We start from the raw sequence: 18,069 nt of genomic DNA on the forward strand, positions 1-18,069 counted from the left end.
CGGACGCCATCCCTCACATGATTGAAGACCCCTGGTTCTACATTGCAGCCGTACCCGCTGTGCTCATCGTTGGGATTTCCAAGGGTGGGTTTGCAGCAGGGTTCGGCATCCTCGGCGTCCCGCTTATGGCATTGGTGATATCGCCCCTGCAGGCAGCTGCCATTTTACTGCCGATCCTGTTGGCAATGGACATTGTTGGCCTGTGGGCATATCGGCGAAATTTCGACATGCCCAACCTGCGCATTCTCATCCCGGCTGCAGCCATCGGCATCGGGATCGGTTGGACGACGGCAAGTCTCGTGCAATCAGAGCATGTAGCCTTGATAGTCGGCCTTGTAGCCCTCGCGTTCGCTGCCGACTTTTGGACCGGGCAACGCCGGGAAGGTGTTCCGGGTCGCTCCGTGCGCAAAGGTGGATTTTGGGGCGCCATCGCAGGGTTCACGAGTTTCGTGGCTCACGCAGGTGGCCCGCCCTTTCAGGTCTACATGCTGCCGCAGCGGCTCGACAAAACGCTCTATGTTGGCACCAGCGTCGTCTTTTTCTGGGCTGTGAACCTCATCAAAGTGCCGCCCTATCTGGCGCTGGGCCAGTTCGATGCGACAAACCTGCTCACCGCCCTGGTCTTGATGCCGTTGGCACCCATCGGGATTCTTGCAGGCGTCAAGCTGCACCACCTGATCCCCGAAGAGCCATTCTACAAACTCTGTTACGCAGGCGTGACGCTTGTAGGGCTAAAACTCGTGTACGACGCGTCTATTGATCTTTTTGCCTAGCGGCGACTTCGCCGGCCAGTTCGCGGCTGTTGTCGAGTTCAATCCGAACCGCCTGCAGCGTTGGTATCAATGTCGCGATCGCACTCAAATCAAACCGCGTCGACATTTCCGCCAACAGCGGCATCAAACTCCCGACAGCAACCTCGCGAATGTCTCGCCCTGATTGTGTGATGTCGATTTTTTTCGACCGGCCATCATTGGGATCTCTTTCCGCGACAATGAAGCCAGCATCATCAAGACGCTTGAGCGTATTGGTCATGGTCGCGCGGCTCACCTGAAACGAGTTCGCCAATTGCGCCGGTGTTCGCGGACCGCCAAGCCGCACAAAATGGTTGAGCACCGAAAACTGCGGAACGGTCAAACCCTTGGGCAGGACGCGTTCAAATGCAGTGCGTGCCAACTGATCGATGATTCCGATCTCATTGAAAAATGTGAAGAGTGTCGGGTCATTCAGTTTGGACGGTTGATTGTTTTTGTCGTTGTCCATTGAACTCAAAATACAAATAAAAAATCATGTGATCTTCGCATCAATCGGCCAACGCGGGCTAGGCGAAAGAGCGGGGCCGTAACCAACCCGCGCGAACATTTGCACGCGAGACCCTTGCTGGCCAAGTGTTTCATGCAACTCAGTCAGCAAAGCATCCATTTCCGGATATTCCTGAAGGGCTTGGCTCAACGGATGAATAGCGATGCCAAGCTGATTGGCCTTGAGGTTCATGCGTATCCAGTCGCGACCCGACGCAATCTGATCTCGTCTCGTATTTGTTGCGGTCGCAACATAGACGTATCCCATGGCTGACCAGATGATGTCGCGGTACATATCGACGCCCTGAGCGTATGCAGCGGACGTCATGTCGGAGAGTTCTTCACGCGTCAAAATGCCAGCGATGTTCAGTGCTTCAAGAAATGGCCCACCCAAATCAATGCCATCCGGAGTGGCATTGATTTCAGCTTTGCCGAACCGCATCACGTCAACACTCTCCATGTAGGTTCGTGGTGTTTCCACCTCGATGAGATGTGCGCGCCAACTCAGATCCTTCAGTATCTCAATTGACTCCTGGTCATGAATGGCACCGGTGATCGCACCATCACCCACCACACCTATGATGCTGGACATGTCTTCCAGAGCCACCGGCGTGGACATGTCGAACGGCTCCTTGTTTGACCGCCGATTGAACACCTCGGCAAACAGTGGCGACGCGGCGACAGAACCATCCTTGACCAGTGTCACCCGTGCGATTGGCCGCCCATCCAGCACCGGCTCCGGTTCACCTTCCGGGAAGAGAGTCACATCAGCACGATACCCGTCACTCGCGGCCGCCATGCGCATGAGTTCAAGGAAGCAGCCCAGGCCGATAACAATCTGTCGATTGAACGGGTCCGTGTGCGGCAGCATCTGACCCAGGTCATAGGACAACGTGAAACTGTCCTGACCCTCAAGCGTCACCAGCCATGGTTGCTGATTGTGCGGATTGGGAGCGAGAACCGCGTAAGACAGCGCACGCTTGCGCGGATCTGTGTAAGCGCTGCCAGCCTGCGACCAGGGCGCAAGGGCTTTGTCGGGCGTGCGGGTGACAATGAAGCCTGTTGCCCCTGCAGCAGCAATAACAGCAGTTGATCCAGCGATTCGCAAAAATTGGCGACGAGATTTGGCCATGAGAGCGCTCCCTATAATTCGATATCGTATCATATGGTTTGATATCGAATTAATACAAGGGACGTCCGCTCAAATTGTCATCCAGGTTGAAGCCCAGACATGCGAAAAGCGCCAGACTTCCTGTCTGGCGCTTGCCGTACGCGTCATACTGATAGGTACTGGAAGCCTGAAACCGTCAGGCGGCGGTGTCTAATTCAAGGGACAATCGCTCAATCTCTTCTTTCAACAGAAGTTTCTTCTTTTTGAGCTCTGAGATCACCAGATCATCGCTGGCGGGACTCAGCTGTTCCCGCTCGATTTCAGTCTCTAATAGCCGGTGCCGCTCGTGGAGTTCGTTGAGGTGCACTGATAGTGACATGCGTCGGGCCTCCCATATCGCTGTTGACGGACCATGAGTCTGACTCCAATTCACACGTCTGTTAAGCAAAATCGACATCCCCATCCAAACTGCCGAAAAACGGGCATAAGTCTTGGATTTTTCAATAGACACATGACCTTGCAGCCCTTCTTCGCGCACGCTAGAAGGCATCAGCACAGCGTCAGCTTGGGGCAGACGCAGCACGCAACTGGATGCACGGAGCGGCATGACCCAGGACGTTTCAACTGATGAGGCCCAAAGCGAAGACGCCATGCGCGCAAAGCTCGTTCAGCTCCGCCAGCAGCACCGCGACATGGATGCGGCAATTGATGCGCTGGAAGCCAGCGGTGCCGCAGATCCCTTACGCATTCGCCGCCTCAAGAAAATGAAGCTCGCCATTCGCGACGAGATCGGCTTCATCGAGGACCAGCTGGTTCCCGATATCATTGCCTAGAATCTTTGAGGTGACGTGCGGTCAAAAGAGCCTCTAGCTCTTCTTCTCGCTTTCCTGACGCCGACGCTTTGCCACATACATGGCTTCGTCAGCACGCGCGAGGGCGGTGGCCGCGTCTTCACCTGGCTTGAACGCGACAGCACCCGGAGATACGGACACACCAATCTTGTGTCCCATGATCTCCAGCGGCGTGTCCGCAATCAGGTGCATAAGGCTCTCAGCCTTCTCCATCGCATCGGCTTCATTGGCCTGGGCAAGGATGACAGCGAATTCGTCACCGCCAATGCGCCCGACAATGTCGGATTCACGCACATGCTCGACAAGCGCCCCAGCCACATACTCAAGCACCGCATCTCCGGCAGCATGTCCGTAGGTGTCGTTCACGGTCTTGAAGTTGTTGAGGTCAATGAAGACGAGGCTCGCAGGAGCACCGTAGCGCTCTGAAAACGAAATCATGCGAGAGAGTTCGCGCACGAACGCACGGCGATTGAGCACCGGCACCAAGGAATCCGTATCGGCCTCTTGCTGAACCGCATCAAGCCGGCCCCGCATGGTTGTGAGTTCCTTGCGCAGCGCATCAACCTCGGACATCAAGGTCATGAGCGCATCGCGCACCTTGGGCGTCACCTCGGCCTCTGGAATGCCCATGATGGAGGCGGTATCGGAAATCTGACGGGGCGCACTGGCAGCGCTTGCTGAGCCCGCAGCGGATGCCCGCGAGGGCGAACCCGCCCCGCGCACGGATGACACGGTCCCCGGCCGCCGTGTTCCTCCAACCTTCATGGTCAACCCCGCCTATGTGTCGCCCACATATGGACGCCCTTCTGGGAGTATCAGACGACCGAAATGAGAAGCCCGATACAGTCATTAAGGCAGCAAATCATTGAAAAAATGCCTATTGCTGCCCTTTCCACCTAAGCGAGCCATCTTAACAATTCATTTATGCCCGGTCCGCACCAAGGCAAATACGGCTCAAACTGGCACATAAGCGCCGTTTAGGGTCACAGAGCCACCGCCCAAGCCATGCTTGCCATACGCCAGCCCGTGCCTATACTCCCCTGCTTTCCGCGCCCGGGCACGTCCCGGGCCGTCTTGTTTTGGGCATGGGCACTCTATGAGCGAAAGCACCTCCAGCACCCCGCCACGCGTTGGCATCATCATGGGCAGCCGCTCTGACTGGCCCACCATGACTCATGCCGCAGAAGCACTGGACGCACTTGGTGTGCCCTACGAGACCCAGGTCGTCTCCGCGCACCGCACGCCCCAGCGCCTGTACGACTATGCCACCAGCGCCAAGTCTCGCGGCCTGCATGTCATTATTGCAGGCGCCGGCGGTGCTGCACATTTGCCCGGCATGGCCGCCGCCATGACACCGCTGCCCGTCCTCGGAGTGCCGGTAGAAAGTGCTGCCCTCAAGGGCCAGGATTCACTGCTCTCCATCGTGCAGATGCCCGGCGGCATTCCCGTCGGCACCCTTGCCATCGGCAAGGCCGGTGCCAAGAACGCAGGCCTGCTGGCGGCTGCCATTCTGGCAACAACCGATGACGCCCTTGCCGCGCGGCTCGATGCTTTCCGCGCCGACCAGACAGCCAGCGTCAAAGAGACCGTCGAAGATGCCTGATACTTCAGGCGCCCTTCCCCCCGGTAGCACGATCGGCATTCTGGGCGGCGGACAGCTGGGCCGCATGCTCGCAATGGCCGCCGCACGACTGGGCCTCAAGACACATATCTATTGCCCCGAAGCTGGGTGCACAGCGGCACAGGTAGCCGACGCGACCACCATCGCAGCTTATGACGACGAAGCAGCTCTTCAGGCCTTTGCTGCTGCCGTCGACGTTGTGACCTACGAATTTGAAAATGTCCCCACGGATACTGCCGCCCTCCTCGCCAGACACGTGCCCGTGCGCCCTGGCGCGCGTGCGCTGGCCGTTGCGCAGGATCGGCTTGCGGAGAAAAGCTTCATGGGCAACTTGGGCATCAAGACCGCCCCCTTCGCAGATGTCACAGGACCAGCGGACCTTGCTGCTGCCTTAGACGAGATCGGCACTCCGGCCATCCTGAAAACGCGCCGGCTGGGCTATGACGGCAAAGGTCAGGCACGCATCAACGATAAAGCCGCAGCCTTCGACGCATGGGATGCCGTAAAGCACCAGGCATCGATCCTCGAAGGCTTTGTCAATTTTGAAGCCGAGATTTCCGTTATCGTTGCGCGCGGCATCGACGGGACAACAGCGGCCTACGACCCTGCCCGCAATGACCATGAGAACCACATCCTGTCGCTCTCAACGGTTCCGTCCGGATACTCAAATGAAATAGAGGCCAAGGCCCGGGCTCTGGCCGAAAAGATCGCCGCCGAGCTCGACTATGTCGGCGTCATGGGCGTTGAGCTTTTTGTGGTCGCTGACACGCAGGACCTGGTGGTCAACGAGATTGCGCCGCGCGTACACAATTCCGGCCATTGGACACTGGAAGGCTGCACGGTGAGCCAGTTTGAGCAACACATGCGCGCCGTCGCAGGCTGGCCTCTTGGGTCGCCAGAGCGTCACTCAGACGCTCAGATGACCAATCTCATTGGTGACGATGTAGATGCCTGGCTGGAAATGGCAGCAGAACCCAATACCGGACTGCATCTCTACGGCAAAGGCGACGCGCGCCCCGGCCGCAAGATGGGCCACATCACGCGCATCACGCCGATGACGACAGGCTGAAGTGCGGCCTAACGTCCAAGCGGATAACGCAGCCGGGACACAAGACCCAGCGGTGACGGCAACGCGCCGAGAAACTTTTCCGCACGGCCTTTCACCTTCTCAATCTGCATCACATCTGCAATGCGGCGATCAAGAAACTCCCACGTCTTTTCATGGCCCTCAGAGTCATCCCCGAACCAGACAGCAAGCGTGCTGGTATAAACACCGGACAGGATGAGACGCTTGGTGTAGAAATTATAGTCCGTAGACGTATCACCTGCAGCGCGCCAGATAGCGTCCAGCGTTCCATAAAGTGCGCGAACACCAGCCGTCCCTGACGTCGGGAGAGCCAGATAAGCGGTCGCACGGCGCAGGGCTTCCTTGTTGGCTTCATCCACTTCAAGGCGTGTCCGCACCGCAAAGGTAATGCGCTCACGCACCTTCATGGACGGCAAGTCGGACTTGGCCAGCTTGCTCGCCATCCGCTTGTCACCCTGCTGAACGAAATACAAAACCAGATCTGCCGTCCCGCCGGGGAAGGCCAACCGCGCAAGCCCGCTTTCAACGCCGGCTTTCTTTGCGGCATTGCGCATGCTCTTGCCGGTCCATCCATCAAACGGAACGTCTGGCAGCGCAGCCTTGAGTATCTGCGCCCGGGCTTTGTCGTAGTGTTTGTCTGCGGTCATTGTTCTGCTGCCTTTGCTTTGCCGGGCGCCCTTGCGGTCGCTCTCAACTTTGGTCTTTGCTCTTGTTTATGTCTGACGGGCGGTCTCCACCCCAGTGGCGGCCTTCCGTCTCAAAAATCAGATCCTTCAGATCATCCATGCGCTGGGGATACAGTATTCCCTCCAGATGATCGCATTCATGGCACACAACCCGTGCATGAAAGCCCCGCGCCTCGCGCGAAATGGCTTGTCCCTCAATATCGAGCCCTGAATATTTTATACGGGTCGGCCTGGGAACCAGACCACGCATGCCCGGCACCGAAAGGCAGCCTTCCCAGCCAAATGCGCGCTCTTCGGTCAAAACCTCGATTCTCGGGTTAATGAGCACAGTAAGCGGCGCGGTGTGGTCAAATGCCTCGTCTGCCTCTGTTCCTTCCGGCACACGCTCTGGCGGTGCCTGAAAAATGACGATCTGCAGGGGTTCATGCACCTGAGGCGCGGCCAGACCCGCCCCATTGGCGTCGATCATGGTTTCCACCATATCCGCTACCAAATGGCGGATTTCTGGCGATTTTGGGTCCTCGACCGGCTGGGCTGGCTGCAGCAACACCGGATGCCCCATGCGGGCTATCTTGCGAATGGTCATGGCCCCTATATGGACCCACCAGACGCTGACGAAAAGCCAGCATCTGTGCGACATAAGGTGGACAACCTCCCTGTCTTTTGGTACTTACCGCCCCTCTGGAATGCCTGACGGCATATCCGGGGCAGCTTTTCGCGCGCTTGAAGGTGCACTGACAGCGCGGCCTATCTGACCCGGACCCCGTCCAATCCAAACCGATACATGCCCGTTGGCGCAGCTTTTCCGGCGCGCAGGGGTGAATTTTAAGCTCGAAGGGAGCTGAGTGCGTGCAAGTTCTGGTTCGCGACAACAACGTCGATCAAGCCCTGCGGGCTTTGAAGAAGAAGCTTCAGCGTGAAGGTGTGTTCCGCGAAATGAAGCTGCGCAACTACTACGAAAAGCCGTCTGAAAAGCGTGCCCGCGAAAAGGCTGAAGCCGTTCGCCGTGCCCGCAAGCTGGCCCGCAAGCGCGCCCAGCGCGAAGGTCTTCTGCCCAAGAAGGGCCGCGGCAAGCGCTAGTCGCGTTGCATGACTGATACCAATCAACGCCTCCGGTTTTCCGGGGGCGTTTTTTGTTGCACGGATGCGCGCGCCTGAGACGGGTAGACAACAAAAAGGCCGGAGCGAATGCTCCGGCCTTTTGTCTTTCAGCCATATGGCAGGGGCTAGTTCAGACCCTTCACGATCTCTTCAACCATCTTCTTGGCGTCGGAGAACAGCATCATTGTGTTGTCGCGGAAGAACAGTTCGTTCTCCACACCGGCATACCCGGAGCCCATGCCGCGCTTGATGAAGAGGACGGTCGCCGCTTTCTCAACATCCAGAATAGGCATCCCGAAAATCGGGCTGGCCGTATCCGTTTTGGCAGAGGGGTTGGTCACGTCATTGGCGCCGATAACAAACGCCACATCGGCCTGTGCGAACTCCGAGTTGATGTCTTCAAGTTCGAACACTTCGTCATAAGGCACGTTGGCTTCAGCCAGCAGCACATTCATGTGGCCTGGCATACGGCCAGCCACCGGGTGAATGGCGTATTTGACCGTCACACCTTCAGCCTTGAGCGCATCCGCCATTTCACGAAGCGCGTGCTGTGCCTGCGCCACCGCCATGCCGTAGCCCGGCACGATGATGACAGAGCCAGCATTCTTCATGATGAAGGCCGCGTCGTCAGCAGAGCCCTGCTTTACGGGACGGGTTTCAACAGCGCCACCGGCAGCTGCCGTTTCACCACCAAAGCCGCCCAGGATCACCGAGAAGAACGACCGGTTCATGCCCTTACACATGATGTAGGACAGGATCGCACCCGAGGAGCCCACAAGAGCACCTGTGATGATGAGAGCCGTGTTCTCAAGGGTGAAGCCCAGCGCCGCCGCTGCCCAGCCCGAATAGGAGTTGAGCATCGACACCACCACCGGCATGTCAGCACCCCCGATAGGAATGATGAGCAGGAAACCGATGATGAAGGACAGGACTGTGATGATCAGGAAGGCTTCGATCGTCTGGTTGGCCGGATCAAGGCACAGGAAGATCACCCCACCGACGATGGCAACAGCCAGCGCGATGTTGATGAGATGACGCGCCGGCAGAATGATCGGCGCCCCGGACATGGTGCCCTGCAGCTTGGCAAAGGCGATGACCGAGCCCGAGAAAGTGATGGCACCGATGGCCACGCCCAGACCCATTTCAATGAGACTGACGATCTTGATATTGCCCGTCACACCGATGCCGAAGGCCTCAGGTGACATAAAGGCGGCCCAGGCCACCAGCACGGCAGCCATACCTACAAGGGAGTGGAAAGCCGCAACAAGCTGCGGCATGGCCGTCATGGCAATACGGTTGGCCGTGATGGCACCGATGCCGCCACCAATGGCGATAGCGCCAATGATGTACATCCAGACTTCACTGCTGGTGATGTCCTGACGGATAAGCGTTGTGGCAATGGCGATGGCCATACCGACCATGCCGTACATATTGCCCTGACGGGACGTTTCAGGGCTCGAGAGCCCACGAAGCGCCATGATGAAAAGCACGCCGGAAACGAGATAGGCGAGCGCTGCGAGATTGGCAGACATGTTTCAGGCCCCCTATTTCTTTTCTTTTTTCTTGTACATGGCCAGCATGCGCTGGGTGACGAGGAACCCGCCAAAGATGTTGACGCTGGCAAGCACCACACCGGCAATACCCAGCCAGCGCGAGAAGCCCGCAGTCTCTGTTGCTGTCACATCCACCGCCACGGCGATGAGCGCACCAACGATGATCACTGAGGACACAGCGTTGGTCACCGACATCAAGGGCGTATGCAGGGCAGGCGTCACGCTCCACACCACGTAGTACCCAACAAAAATCGCAAGAACGAAAATCGCCAGTCGGAAAATGAAGGGATCGATTGCAGCTTCCATTAGGCCGCTCCTTCCTTAAGTGCCGGGTGCACCACCTGCCCATCCTTGGAGATGAGCGTGCCGGTGATGATTTCGTCTTCCCAGTCAATTGTGAGAGCGCCGGTTTCTTTGTCGACGAGCGGCGTAATGAAGTTCAGCAGGTTCTTGGCATAGAGGCTGGAGGCGTCGTCAGCCAGACGGCCCGGCACGTTGCGGTGCCCCATGATCTTGACGCCATCAACGTCAACAATCTCACCGGGCTGAGACAGCGGGCAGTTGCCCCCTGCTTCCACGGCAAGATCGACGACGATGGAGCCCGGCTTCATGCTGCGGACCATTTCTTCGGTCACCAGCACCGGTGCCGGACGGCCCGGAATAAGCGCTGTTGTGATGACGATGTCCTGCTTGGCAATGGTCTCAGCCACAAGAGCGGCCTGCCGCTTTTTGTAGTCCTCGCTCATTTCCTTGGCATAGCCGCCAGCGGTTTCGCCTGTATCACCTTCATCAGGTTCCACCATCACGAACTTGCCGCCCAGGCTTTCCACCTGTTCAGCTGCAGCCGCACGCACGTCCGTGGCGGACACAATCGCGCCCAGACGCTTGGCTGTGGCAATGGCCTGAAGTCCGGCAACACCCGCCCCCATGACGAACACGCGAGCCGGAGCAACCGTACCGGCAGCTGTCATCATCATCGGGAAGGCCCGCGTGAAGAGTTCCGCTGCATCAATTACGGCTTTGTAGCCGGCAAGGTTAGATTGCGACGAGAGCACGTCCATCGACTGGGCACGCGTGATGCGCGGCATCAGTTCCATGGCAAAAGACGTGACACCGGCACTGGCCAGCGCGTCGTTCGTTTCTTTGCTCTGATGGGGGTTGAGCATGGCAGCCAGAACAACGCCGCGCTTCATCTTTGAAATTTCGTCCGCATCCGGACCGCGCACCTTAAAGATGACATCAGCGTCACCCATGGTTGCAGCAGCATCCGCTGCAATGGTCGCTCCAGCTGCCTGAAACTCGGCATCTGACACGGAAGAGGAAAGGCCAGCGCCCGCCTCCACGATCACATCAAAGCCGAGTGCTGTGAGTTTTTTCACCGATTCCGGTGAGGCAGCGACGCGCGTTTCGTTGTCACGCCGCTCCTTTGGGATAGCAAGCTTCATATTTCTCCGCCCTGTTGGATTGGGTCCATGCCGTGCGTCCCTTTTGGAACATCACGTTTCAACGCGGACCTCATTATTGGGCCGTTGGTGGGATGAGCCTGACCAAAATGCAGCGATCAGGGCTCGCAGGCCTACGCTTCTGCCGCTACAGCAGAAAAATGCCCATGAGAACAAGAATGACAATAACGGAGACTGTGCCCCATTTGGTCAGAGCAACAAAGCCGTCCCAGGTGCCAAAATGGCCCTCTGGCTCCATCTCTTTGCCCCAGGCTTCTGCTTCGAAAACTTCGTTTTTGGCGTCGGCCATAGGCCCCGTCTCCTTGGAAAGTGCAGGTAGTCATAAATACGTAGAATTCAGCCGGACTATAGGCGGCAAGCGGCCAATCGGGCAAGCAGTCCGCGCCTTTTCACTGTGATGAAAGACATTAGCCGCGGGCCGCCAGAAGCGGCGATTCGCCGGGTCTTTCACCCAGCATTTTGAAAAGACCGGTCCCGGTCATCAAAGTCCGTCCATCGGGGCCCGCCGGATCATTGCCTCCGGTCCAGATATGACCGCGCACGGTGATGAAATCGCCGTCTTCGCCCGTCACTGACGCATTCCCTTGTACAAATTCGCCCAGCGCTGCCGACGACACAAAATCCGTCACCAGACGGACAGTGACCCAGAACCGGTGCTTCTCATAGGTGACCACGGATCCAAAGGCCATGTCGGCAAAGGCCATGAGCATGCCGCCGTGGCAGTTCTGAAAGCCGTTTGTATGCCGCTCGCCGACCAGGAATCCGCGCGCCCAGGTGCCATCATCGCTGAACCGTTGATAGATGGGACCCACCTGGTTCCCGAAGCCCCCACGCCATGTGGCCGGACTGAAGTCCTCCGGAACGCCTTCTTCATTCATTGGGGTGTCAGTCTGGGTCATGGATGCAGCTTGCCTGTCGCCGTGATGTAAATCCGGCAGCACACATACCCCAGTCGGGCCTACGCCTCCAGCGTAAGCCCATTGGCCTTGAACTGTTTGGCCTGCCGCTTGACCAGAACATCATGATCAAACGCGTCTATCTCGGCGTTGAACAGATCATGGAAATTCAGTTCCGCTGCCAGATGCAGGAACACGCCGCCAAGCCCGATAGCCGCCCGGTCCATGAACACGAATTCGCGCGGCGGCGTCACCGGACCATGTTTCTTCAAGGCCGCATGGACTTTTGTTGCTTCCTCACGGCCATACTTTCCCGCGGACACACCATCCGCAATCGTCCGGACCCGGTCATCCAGCAATGGGCCATAGATGAACGATGCCCAGATGTTGAGGACATCCACGAGCTCATTGTTGAGCTTTTCAAAGCCCCAGCTTTCATATGCGGCCACAACACGGTCGCGATCATCCGTCTGCAAACCTCGATATAGCTCAACAACGCCGGCAACGAATGTCGGCGGGAACTTCCGGATGCAGCCATAGTCGAGCAGATTGATCCCGTGATCTTCCCGTACGGTGTAATTACCAAGGTGTGGATCGCCGTGGATCACACCAAAGTGGCTGAACGGGTGCCACCAGGCACGGAACATCGCCGCTGCAATCGCGTTGCGGTCCTCAAGCGGGGCCTCCCTGAAATCCAGCAGGGGTTGGCCATCCAGCCAGCTCATGGTCAGCAGGCGTTTGGTTGACAGGTCAGCCACCACATCAGGCACACGAATGGTTTCATCGTCACTCAGCATGTGCTGGTACAGCGCGATATGCCGGGCTTCCATGTCGTAATCGAGCTCTTCGCGCAGGCGCGCGCCGATCTCCTTGGACATCTGCCGCGTATCAATCACCCCATCGATGCGGCGTTGAATGGCAAACACCATTTCAAGCTGTGTGAGATCTGCTTCCACAGCAGACTGCATGTCCGGGTACTGAAGTTTGCAGGCAACCGGCTCACCTTCCAGTGTCGTTGCCCGGTGCACCTGGCCCAACGATGCGGCAGCCGCCGCATCGCGCTCAAAGGATCCAAACTTCTTTTGCCAGGTGCGACCGAGTTCAGATGCCATACGTCGCTTCACAAAAGGCCAACCCATGGCAGGGGCATTCGCCTGAAGCTGCGCCAGCTCCAGCGCGTATTCTTCCGGTATGGCTTCGGGAATGGTGGCTAGCATCTGCGCCACCTTCATGATCGGGCCTTTCATGCCCCCCAACGCGGTGCGCAGTTCTGCCGCCACAGCCGCATCATCGATCTCGCGACCAAACAAACGCGCACCCGCTACCTTGGCGGCAATGCCGCCGACACCGCCACCGACTTTCGCGTAACGCTTGGCGCGCCCGGCAATGCGGTTGTCTTCATTTGTCGGGGTGTCATCCATGACTAGGCCACCAGCCCTTCCAGATCGTCGATCAGACCTTCAATGACAGCCAGACCACCGGACCAGAAATCCGGATTGCGGGCATCAAGGCCAAAGGGTGCAAGCAACTCGGAGTGATGCTTGGTGCCACCGGCACGCAGCATATCAAGATAGGCGCTCGCAAAGTCAGGGTGTCCATTCTCATAAACTCGGTAGAGAGAATTCACGAGGCAATCCCCAAAGGCATAGGCGTAGACATAGAACGGCGAATGAATGAAATGCGGGATGTAACACCAGAAGGTCTCATAGCCTTCATTGAGCTTGATCGCCGGACCAAGGCTCCTCGCCTGCACGTCCGTCCATATGCGGCCGATGTCATCCGATGTCAGTTCACCTTCGCGGCGGCTGAGATGCACATCGCGCTCGAACATGTAAAACGCTGTCTGGCGCACAACGGTGTTGATCATGTCCTCGACTTTGGACGCGAGCATCGCCCGGCGCGACCGCTCGTCCGGCGCATCAGCCAGCAGGGCCCTGAAGGTGAGCATCTCACCAAACACCGACGCCGTTTCAGCCAGCGTCAGCGGTGTCTGCGACAGGAGCTGACCTTGCGGTGCTGCAAGCACCTGATGCACCCCGTGGCCCAGCTCATGGGCAAGGGTCATGACGTCGCGCAATTTGCCTTGATAATTGAGCAATACGTAAGGGTGCGCACTGGGCACGGTGGGATGCGAAAAAGCCCCCGGTGATTTACCTGGCCGTATCTGTGCATCGATCCAGCTTGATCCGCCCGACGGTTGAAAAAACCGGCCTGCAATCTCGGCCATGTCAGGAGCAAACCCTCGATAGGCGTCAAGCACCGTCGTCTTTGCATCATCCCACGAGAGCTTGCGCTCGTCGCTGTCGGGCAGCGGTGCATTGCGATCCCAGTAATTGAGTTGATCGACACCAACCATGCGTGCCTTCAATGCGTAATAGCGATGCGACACCGATGCGAACTTGCTCTCCACAGCTGTGGCAAGAGCATTCACGACCTCCGGCTCAACCTGGTTGGACAAGTGCCGTGCCTGCGCAACATCTTCATAGCCGCGCCACCGGTCTTCTGTTTCCTTATCCTTGGCAAGCGTGTTGGTAATCAGCGTAAAGGTGCTGACGTTCTTCGCGAACGTATCCGCCAGGGACCGGGCACCCGCTTCGCGTTCGGTCGGCGACGCGCTGCTCAGCGTGTTGAGCGCCGGCTCGATGGGCACCTGTTCGCCGTCAATGTCAAAGCGCAGACCCGCCATCGTCTCGTCAAAAAGCCGGTTCCACGCAGATGCCCCCGTCACACGCTTTTCAAGCAGCAGTTTTTCCAGGTCATCGGACAACTGGTAGGGGCGCCAGGCCCGCGCAGCCGTCAACCATGGCCGATAGCGCGCAAGCGTCTCGCTGTCTGCATAGGCAGCTTCAAGAGCAGCCTCATCAATACGATTGATATCAAGCGTGAAGAACAGGATTGAACTGCTGATTCCCGTCAGCTGTTCCTGCACGTCACCATAGAATTTTGCGAAATCACCGTTCGTAGTGTCGGTGGCATAGACAAGCCCGGCAAAAGACCCGACCCGACCCATGCGCTCGTCTAGCACTTCATAGGACGTCAGCGCATCCGCAAGATCATCAGCACCGCCTGTACCTTCAAGAATGCTCTCGATGCGTCCTGAGTATTTTTGAGCAAACGAGTCAGCCTCTGCTTTGGCCGTCGCGATATCGGCAAAGGCTGCGGCGCGTCCAGCAAACCCACCTTTGGTCTGATCGGCTCCACCCGAGGGATACAGATCACTGAGATCCCAAGCCGGCAACGCTTCGCCCTGCGCGGATTGCGTCTCGGTCGCGGTCGAGGAGGGGCTGAATGCAGGACTGCTCATGTGTTTACTCGGCTGAATTCATGCAATTGGGGCCGACCCATCCCGAAAGATGGTGGCGGGTTGTTGTAGGAGATATTGGCGTGACAGGCACCACAATCAAATAGTGCCGCATCAATCGGCCAACGTGCCGCATGCGTGCCTGCCATCAACTTCGTGAACCATCGAACACGCAAAGAAAAAGGCCCGGCTGCGAGAGCCGGGCCTTCTTATTCTTGTCCAAGTGACCGAAGTCACTGGTGCTTGTACGTTCCGCTACTAGCGGACCTCGATAACCGCACGGCGGTTGAGAGGTTCACGTACGCCGTCACCAGTTGGTACAGCCGGTGAAGTTTCACCTTCGGCACCCACGGCTCCAACAGTCACACCCTGTGCAGCGAGCGCGTTTGCAACTGCATTCGAGCGACGCTGTGAGAGGCCCTGGTTGTATGCGATCGAACCGGAAGTATCGGTGTGACCAACCACATTAACCGTTGGGTTGTTGAATTCCTTGGTGAAGTTCGCGACTTCGTCGATCACTGCCATGGCAGCTGAAGTCAGGTTGAACTTGTCGAAGCCGAAGTAGATCACAAAGTCCTGATCTGCTGCAGCAGCTTCACATTCGGTCAGTGCTTCGTAGAAAGCGACCTTTTCAGAAGCAACGCGTTCCGGCTGAACCGGACCACCGCGACCACCGAAGAAGGCACCGTCAACACCAAACTCGTTATCAGAAGCCTGCTCGACCCAACCGTCATAGTAACGCTGAGCTTTTGCACATGCGCAGCCACGATCATCGCGACCACCATTGTCCAGAGCTGCGATCAGGCGGCCACGGGCCTCCTGAAGCTCGGGAAGTTCTGAGTCCAGAACCTTGCGGCCCCAGGGAACATTGGCCGGATCAAACGGCGCAACCGGACCGCCAGCAAGCGCTGCGCGACCCTTTTCAGCGAAAAGAACCGAGTGACGCCATTCGCAGTCTACATAGACTTCCGATGTCGCACGGTCCTGATACTCAGCCGCTAGGCATGAGTAAAAATCATCTCCAGAAATTTCCTGATCCAGGAAGCTTTCCACATGGAAAGTCCCACCGAGGCCGCAGCCTGCTAGACCAAAAAATGCCCCCACCGCAATTAGCCGGGATAGCGTGTTCATCCCACTCTCCGTCATTCGAAATTTGCCTTCGCACCCCCCGAAATCGACGGGTGGCCGGGACCCGCCCGGGAACTAACCTAGTCCGCGTATCCAAGACTTTCATCGCACAAAGCCAGCCGCTGGGGCAACCAATTTCCCAGTGAAGCTGCCCGTTGAGCAACAGGAGTCACGTTTACGCAACACCCCGGAAAAGGCAGGTTTTTGTTAACCATAGAGTGCCTTTTCCCGGGTTGAGACAGTCAGAACCCAAGAATGGTGAAGTTGTTCCCCGATCTCTAAAACCCTCCTTAACCGCCTTGAGGCAAAGATGCCACCTCAAGACGGGCGCCTCGGCTCCATTCCAGCAGGAATGTTCGCGAAATATTCGCTTTCCGGGACCACCGCCTTGTCCAGTAACAGACAAATGCCCATCGGGCAGCGCGTTTCGGGGACCAGTATGGCTAAAACGATTCTCATTGTTGACGACGATCCGGCACAGACGCGGCTGATTTCTGCCGTTGTTGAGCGTGACGGCCACCGCGTCATGACCGCTGGCGGCGGCAATGAAGCCATTGCAACCCTTGAAGGCGCGCGCGCCGGCGAGATTGACCTCGTGGTACTTGATCTGGTGATGCCCGAGACCGACGGCTGGGCTGTGATGGAGCGCGTGCACCCTGCCCGCCCCGAACTCCCATTCATTGTCCTGACCGGCCACGGCGGCATCGACACAGTGGTTAAGGCCATGCAGGCAGGCGCCCGCGACTTTGTCGTAAAGCCCGCAAGTCCGGAGCGTCTGCAGGTTTCCATCGCCAATGCGCTGAAACTTGAGGCCCTGGGCAAGGAAATTACCCGCCTTAAGAAGCATTCTACTGGTCAGCTCACATTTGATGACCTGATTGCCGAGAGCCCCGCCATGCGAAAAGTCGGGAAAATCGGCGAGCGCGCTGCCCAATCCAACATCCCGATTCTCATTGAAGGCGAGTCGGGCGTGGGTAAAGAGATGATCGCCCGCGCCATTCAGGGCTCCAGCGACCGAGCCGGACGGCCATTTGTGACCGTCAACTGCGGTGCAATTCCAGAGAATTTGGTCGAATCGATCCTTTTTGGTCACGAGAAGGGTGCTTTTACCGGCGCAACAGAGAAACACGCCGGCAAATTCCAGGAAGCCCATGGCGGCACGCTGTTTCTGGACGAAATCGGTGAACTCCCATTGGACATGCAGGTAAAGCTGCTACGGGCCCTGCAGGAAGGCGAAGTGGACCCTGTTGGCGCCAAAAAGCCGATCAAAGTCGACATTCGCCTGATCTCTGCCACCAATCGCGACCTGATTCAGGCCGTGCAGGATGGCACGTTCCGCGAAGATCTCTATTACCGCCTCAATGTCTTCCCCGTCGCCGTTCCCCCGCTGCGGGAACGCCGGGAAGATGTCGCCCCCCTCACTGACCATTTCATTGCCAGGTTTGCCGCCGAAGAAGGCAAGCCTATTCGCGGCATGGATGCCGACGCCCGCTCCCTGCTTGAAGGCTTTGCCTGGCCTGGCAATGTGCGCCAGCTCGAGAACGCGGTCTTCCGTGCGGTCGTTCTGTGCGATACCGACATGCTGTGCTTTGAAGACTTCCCGCAGATCGCCAGCCTTGCTGGTGCCCAGGCCCGGCCCAAGCCGCGCCTTCCGGACATTCAGCCTGCAGTCCTTGGTGCTGCCGTGCCCGCCGCAGCGCCACAGGCACAAAGCGCTTTTGCAGCAGCACCTTCATATGCCGATGAACCAGCATACGAAGGACTGCCAAGCGACATCACCGCGCTGGATGAAAGCGGCAATCTGAAAAAGCTGGAAGACATGGAGGCGGACATGATCCGTCTGGCCATCGAGAAATACGAAGGTCACATGTCGGAAGTTGCCCGCCGTCTGGGCATCGGACGCTCAACGCTCTATCGCAAGGTTCGCGATCTGGGCATCGAAGTCCGCGCCTGAGGAAACAAGCCCCTGTCGG

Annotated in this window: 19 protein-coding genes and 1 pseudogene; 6 read left to right on the forward strand and 14 right to left on the reverse strand. The window is 57.9% G+C overall.

Annotated features, from left to right (window positions below; genetic code table 11):
- Window positions 1–17 precede the first annotated feature (17 nt).
- Window positions 18–773, forward strand: a complete 756-nt coding sequence (locus BN1012_RS11700; protein ID WP_043951003.1) for a sulfite exporter TauE/SafE family protein — start codon at window positions 18–20, stop codon at window positions 771–773.
- Here BN1012_RS11700 and BN1012_RS11705 read toward each other — a convergent pair.
- The 3 genes from BN1012_RS11705 to BN1012_RS17870 form a co-directional block, all read right to left on the reverse strand.
- Window positions 754–1,260, reverse strand: a complete 507-nt coding sequence (locus tag BN1012_RS11705; RefSeq protein WP_043949751.1) for a MarR family winged helix-turn-helix transcriptional regulator — start codon at window positions 1,258–1,260, stop codon at window positions 754–756. The genes BN1012_RS11700 and BN1012_RS11705 overlap by 20 nt on opposite strands.
- A gap of 24 nt (window positions 1,261–1,284) precedes the next feature.
- The gene (locus BN1012_RS11710; protein ID WP_043949752.1) at window positions 1,285–2,430 is read right to left on the reverse strand and encodes an Acg family FMN-binding oxidoreductase; all 1,146 of its coding nucleotides are present in this window, start codon (window positions 2,428–2,430) and stop codon (window positions 1,285–1,287) included.
- Between the two features lie 175 nt (window positions 2,431–2,605).
- Window positions 2,606–3,016 (reverse strand): DUF465 domain-containing protein, encoded by a 411-nt coding sequence (locus tag BN1012_RS17870; RefSeq protein WP_320408858.1) that lies wholly within the window; start codon window positions 3,014–3,016, stop codon window positions 2,606–2,608.
- On the opposite strand from BN1012_RS17870, the gene BN1012_RS11720 reads away from it, so the two are divergent.
- Window positions 3,015–3,242: a YdcH family protein gene (locus BN1012_RS11720; protein WP_043949753.1), complete on the forward strand. Its 228-nt coding sequence runs from the start codon at window positions 3,015–3,017 to the stop codon at window positions 3,240–3,242. The two genes, BN1012_RS17870 and BN1012_RS11720, sit on opposite strands and share 2 nt — an antisense overlap.
- A gap of 33 nt (window positions 3,243–3,275) precedes the next feature.
- Here the strand turns inward: BN1012_RS11720 and BN1012_RS11725 are convergent, their stop codons facing one another.
- On the reverse strand, window positions 3,276–4,025 hold the full coding sequence (locus BN1012_RS11725) for a GGDEF domain-containing protein (protein ID WP_043949754.1): 750 nt from the start codon (window positions 4,023–4,025) through the stop codon (window positions 3,276–3,278).
- Between the two features lie 331 nt (window positions 4,026–4,356).
- On the opposite strand from BN1012_RS11725, the gene purE reads away from it, so the two are divergent.
- Both purE and BN1012_RS11735 read left to right on the forward strand, forming a co-directional pair.
- Window positions 4,357–4,863 carry a 5-(carboxyamino)imidazole ribonucleotide mutase gene (gene purE / locus BN1012_RS11730; protein WP_043949755.1) on the forward strand — a complete coding sequence of 169 codons (507 nt, stop codon included), beginning with the start codon at window positions 4,357–4,359 and terminating at the stop codon, window positions 4,861–4,863.
- Window positions 4,856–5,950 carry a 5-(carboxyamino)imidazole ribonucleotide synthase gene (locus tag BN1012_RS11735; RefSeq protein ID WP_043949756.1) on the forward strand — a complete coding sequence of 365 codons (1,095 nt, stop codon included), beginning with the start codon at window positions 4,856–4,858 and terminating at the stop codon, window positions 5,948–5,950. The genes purE and BN1012_RS11735 overlap by 8 nt, the downstream gene beginning before the upstream one ends.
- Window positions 5,951–5,958: 8 nt before the next feature.
- Here BN1012_RS11735 and BN1012_RS11740 read toward each other — a convergent pair whose 3' ends face one another.
- Window positions 5,959–6,615, reverse strand: a complete 657-nt coding sequence (locus tag BN1012_RS11740; protein WP_043949757.1) for a COQ9 family protein — start codon at window positions 6,613–6,615, stop codon at window positions 5,959–5,961.
- Between the two features lie 43 nt (window positions 6,616–6,658).
- Window positions 6,659–7,240 carry a peptide deformylase gene (def, locus tag BN1012_RS11745; protein ID WP_043949758.1) on the reverse strand — a complete coding sequence of 194 codons (582 nt, stop codon included), beginning with the start codon at window positions 7,238–7,240 and terminating at the stop codon, window positions 6,659–6,661.
- Window positions 7,241–7,503: 263 nt separating this feature from the next.
- Between def and rpsU the strand changes: the two genes are divergently transcribed.
- Complete coding sequence (rpsU, locus tag BN1012_RS11750) at window positions 7,504–7,734, forward strand: 30S ribosomal protein S21 (RefSeq protein WP_043949759.1); 231 nt, start codon at window positions 7,504–7,506, stop codon at window positions 7,732–7,734.
- 146 nt (window positions 7,735–7,880) lie between these two features.
- Here rpsU and BN1012_RS11755 read toward each other — a convergent pair whose 3' ends face one another.
- The 8 genes and pseudogenes from BN1012_RS11755 to BN1012_RS11785 form a co-directional block, all read right to left on the reverse strand.
- Window positions 7,881–9,287 carry an NAD(P)(+) transhydrogenase (Re/Si-specific) subunit beta gene (locus BN1012_RS11755; protein WP_043949760.1) on the reverse strand — a complete coding sequence of 469 codons (1,407 nt, stop codon included), beginning with the start codon at window positions 9,285–9,287 and terminating at the stop codon, window positions 7,881–7,883.
- A 12-nt stretch (window positions 9,288–9,299) separates the two neighbouring features.
- Window positions 9,300–9,620: pseudogene (locus tag BN1012_RS11760) on the reverse strand (NAD(P) transhydrogenase subunit alpha part 2); the annotation flags it as partial.
- The gene (locus BN1012_RS11765; protein WP_043949762.1) at window positions 9,614–10,753 is read right to left on the reverse strand and encodes a Re/Si-specific NAD(P)(+) transhydrogenase subunit alpha; all 1,140 of its coding nucleotides are present in this window, start codon (window positions 10,751–10,753) and stop codon (window positions 9,614–9,616) included. The pseudogene BN1012_RS11760 and the gene BN1012_RS11765, both read right to left, overlap by 7 nt.
- Window positions 10,754–10,898: 145 nt before the next feature.
- A complete protein-coding gene (locus BN1012_RS17405; RefSeq protein WP_081826357.1) occupies window positions 10,899–11,060 on the reverse strand; it encodes an aa3-type cytochrome c oxidase subunit IV in 162 nt (53 codons plus the stop codon).
- A gap of 118 nt (window positions 11,061–11,178) precedes the next feature.
- On the reverse strand, window positions 11,179–11,670 hold the full coding sequence (locus BN1012_RS11770) for a PaaI family thioesterase (protein WP_043949763.1): 492 nt from the start codon (window positions 11,668–11,670) through the stop codon (window positions 11,179–11,181).
- A 59-nt stretch (window positions 11,671–11,729) separates the two neighbouring features.
- Window positions 11,730–13,088, reverse strand: a complete 1,359-nt coding sequence (locus tag BN1012_RS11775) for an ABC1 kinase family protein (protein ID WP_043949764.1) — start codon at window positions 13,086–13,088, stop codon at window positions 11,730–11,732.
- A gap of 2 nt (window positions 13,089–13,090) precedes the next feature.
- Window positions 13,091–14,971: a M3 family oligoendopeptidase gene (locus BN1012_RS11780; RefSeq protein ID WP_043949765.1), complete on the reverse strand. Its 1,881-nt coding sequence runs from the start codon at window positions 14,969–14,971 to the stop codon at window positions 13,091–13,093.
- A 255-nt stretch (window positions 14,972–15,226) separates the two neighbouring features.
- Window positions 15,227–16,099: an OmpA family protein gene (locus tag BN1012_RS11785; RefSeq protein ID WP_043949766.1), complete on the reverse strand. Its 873-nt coding sequence runs from the start codon at window positions 16,097–16,099 to the stop codon at window positions 15,227–15,229.
- A gap of 436 nt (window positions 16,100–16,535) precedes the next feature.
- Here BN1012_RS11785 and BN1012_RS11790 point away from each other — a divergent pair, with 436 nt between their 5' ends.
- Entirely contained in the window at window positions 16,536–18,050 is a 1,515-nt protein-coding gene (locus tag BN1012_RS11790; RefSeq protein WP_043951005.1) for a sigma-54-dependent transcriptional regulator, read from the forward strand.
- Window positions 18,051–18,069 lie beyond the last annotated feature (19 nt).

Origin of the sequence: Candidatus Phaeomarinobacter ectocarpi, from assembly GCF_000689395.1 — a bacterium.
In the GTDB taxonomy this organism is placed as follows: domain Bacteria; phylum Pseudomonadota; class Alphaproteobacteria; order CGMCC-115125; family CGMCC-115125; genus Pyruvatibacter; species Pyruvatibacter ectocarpi.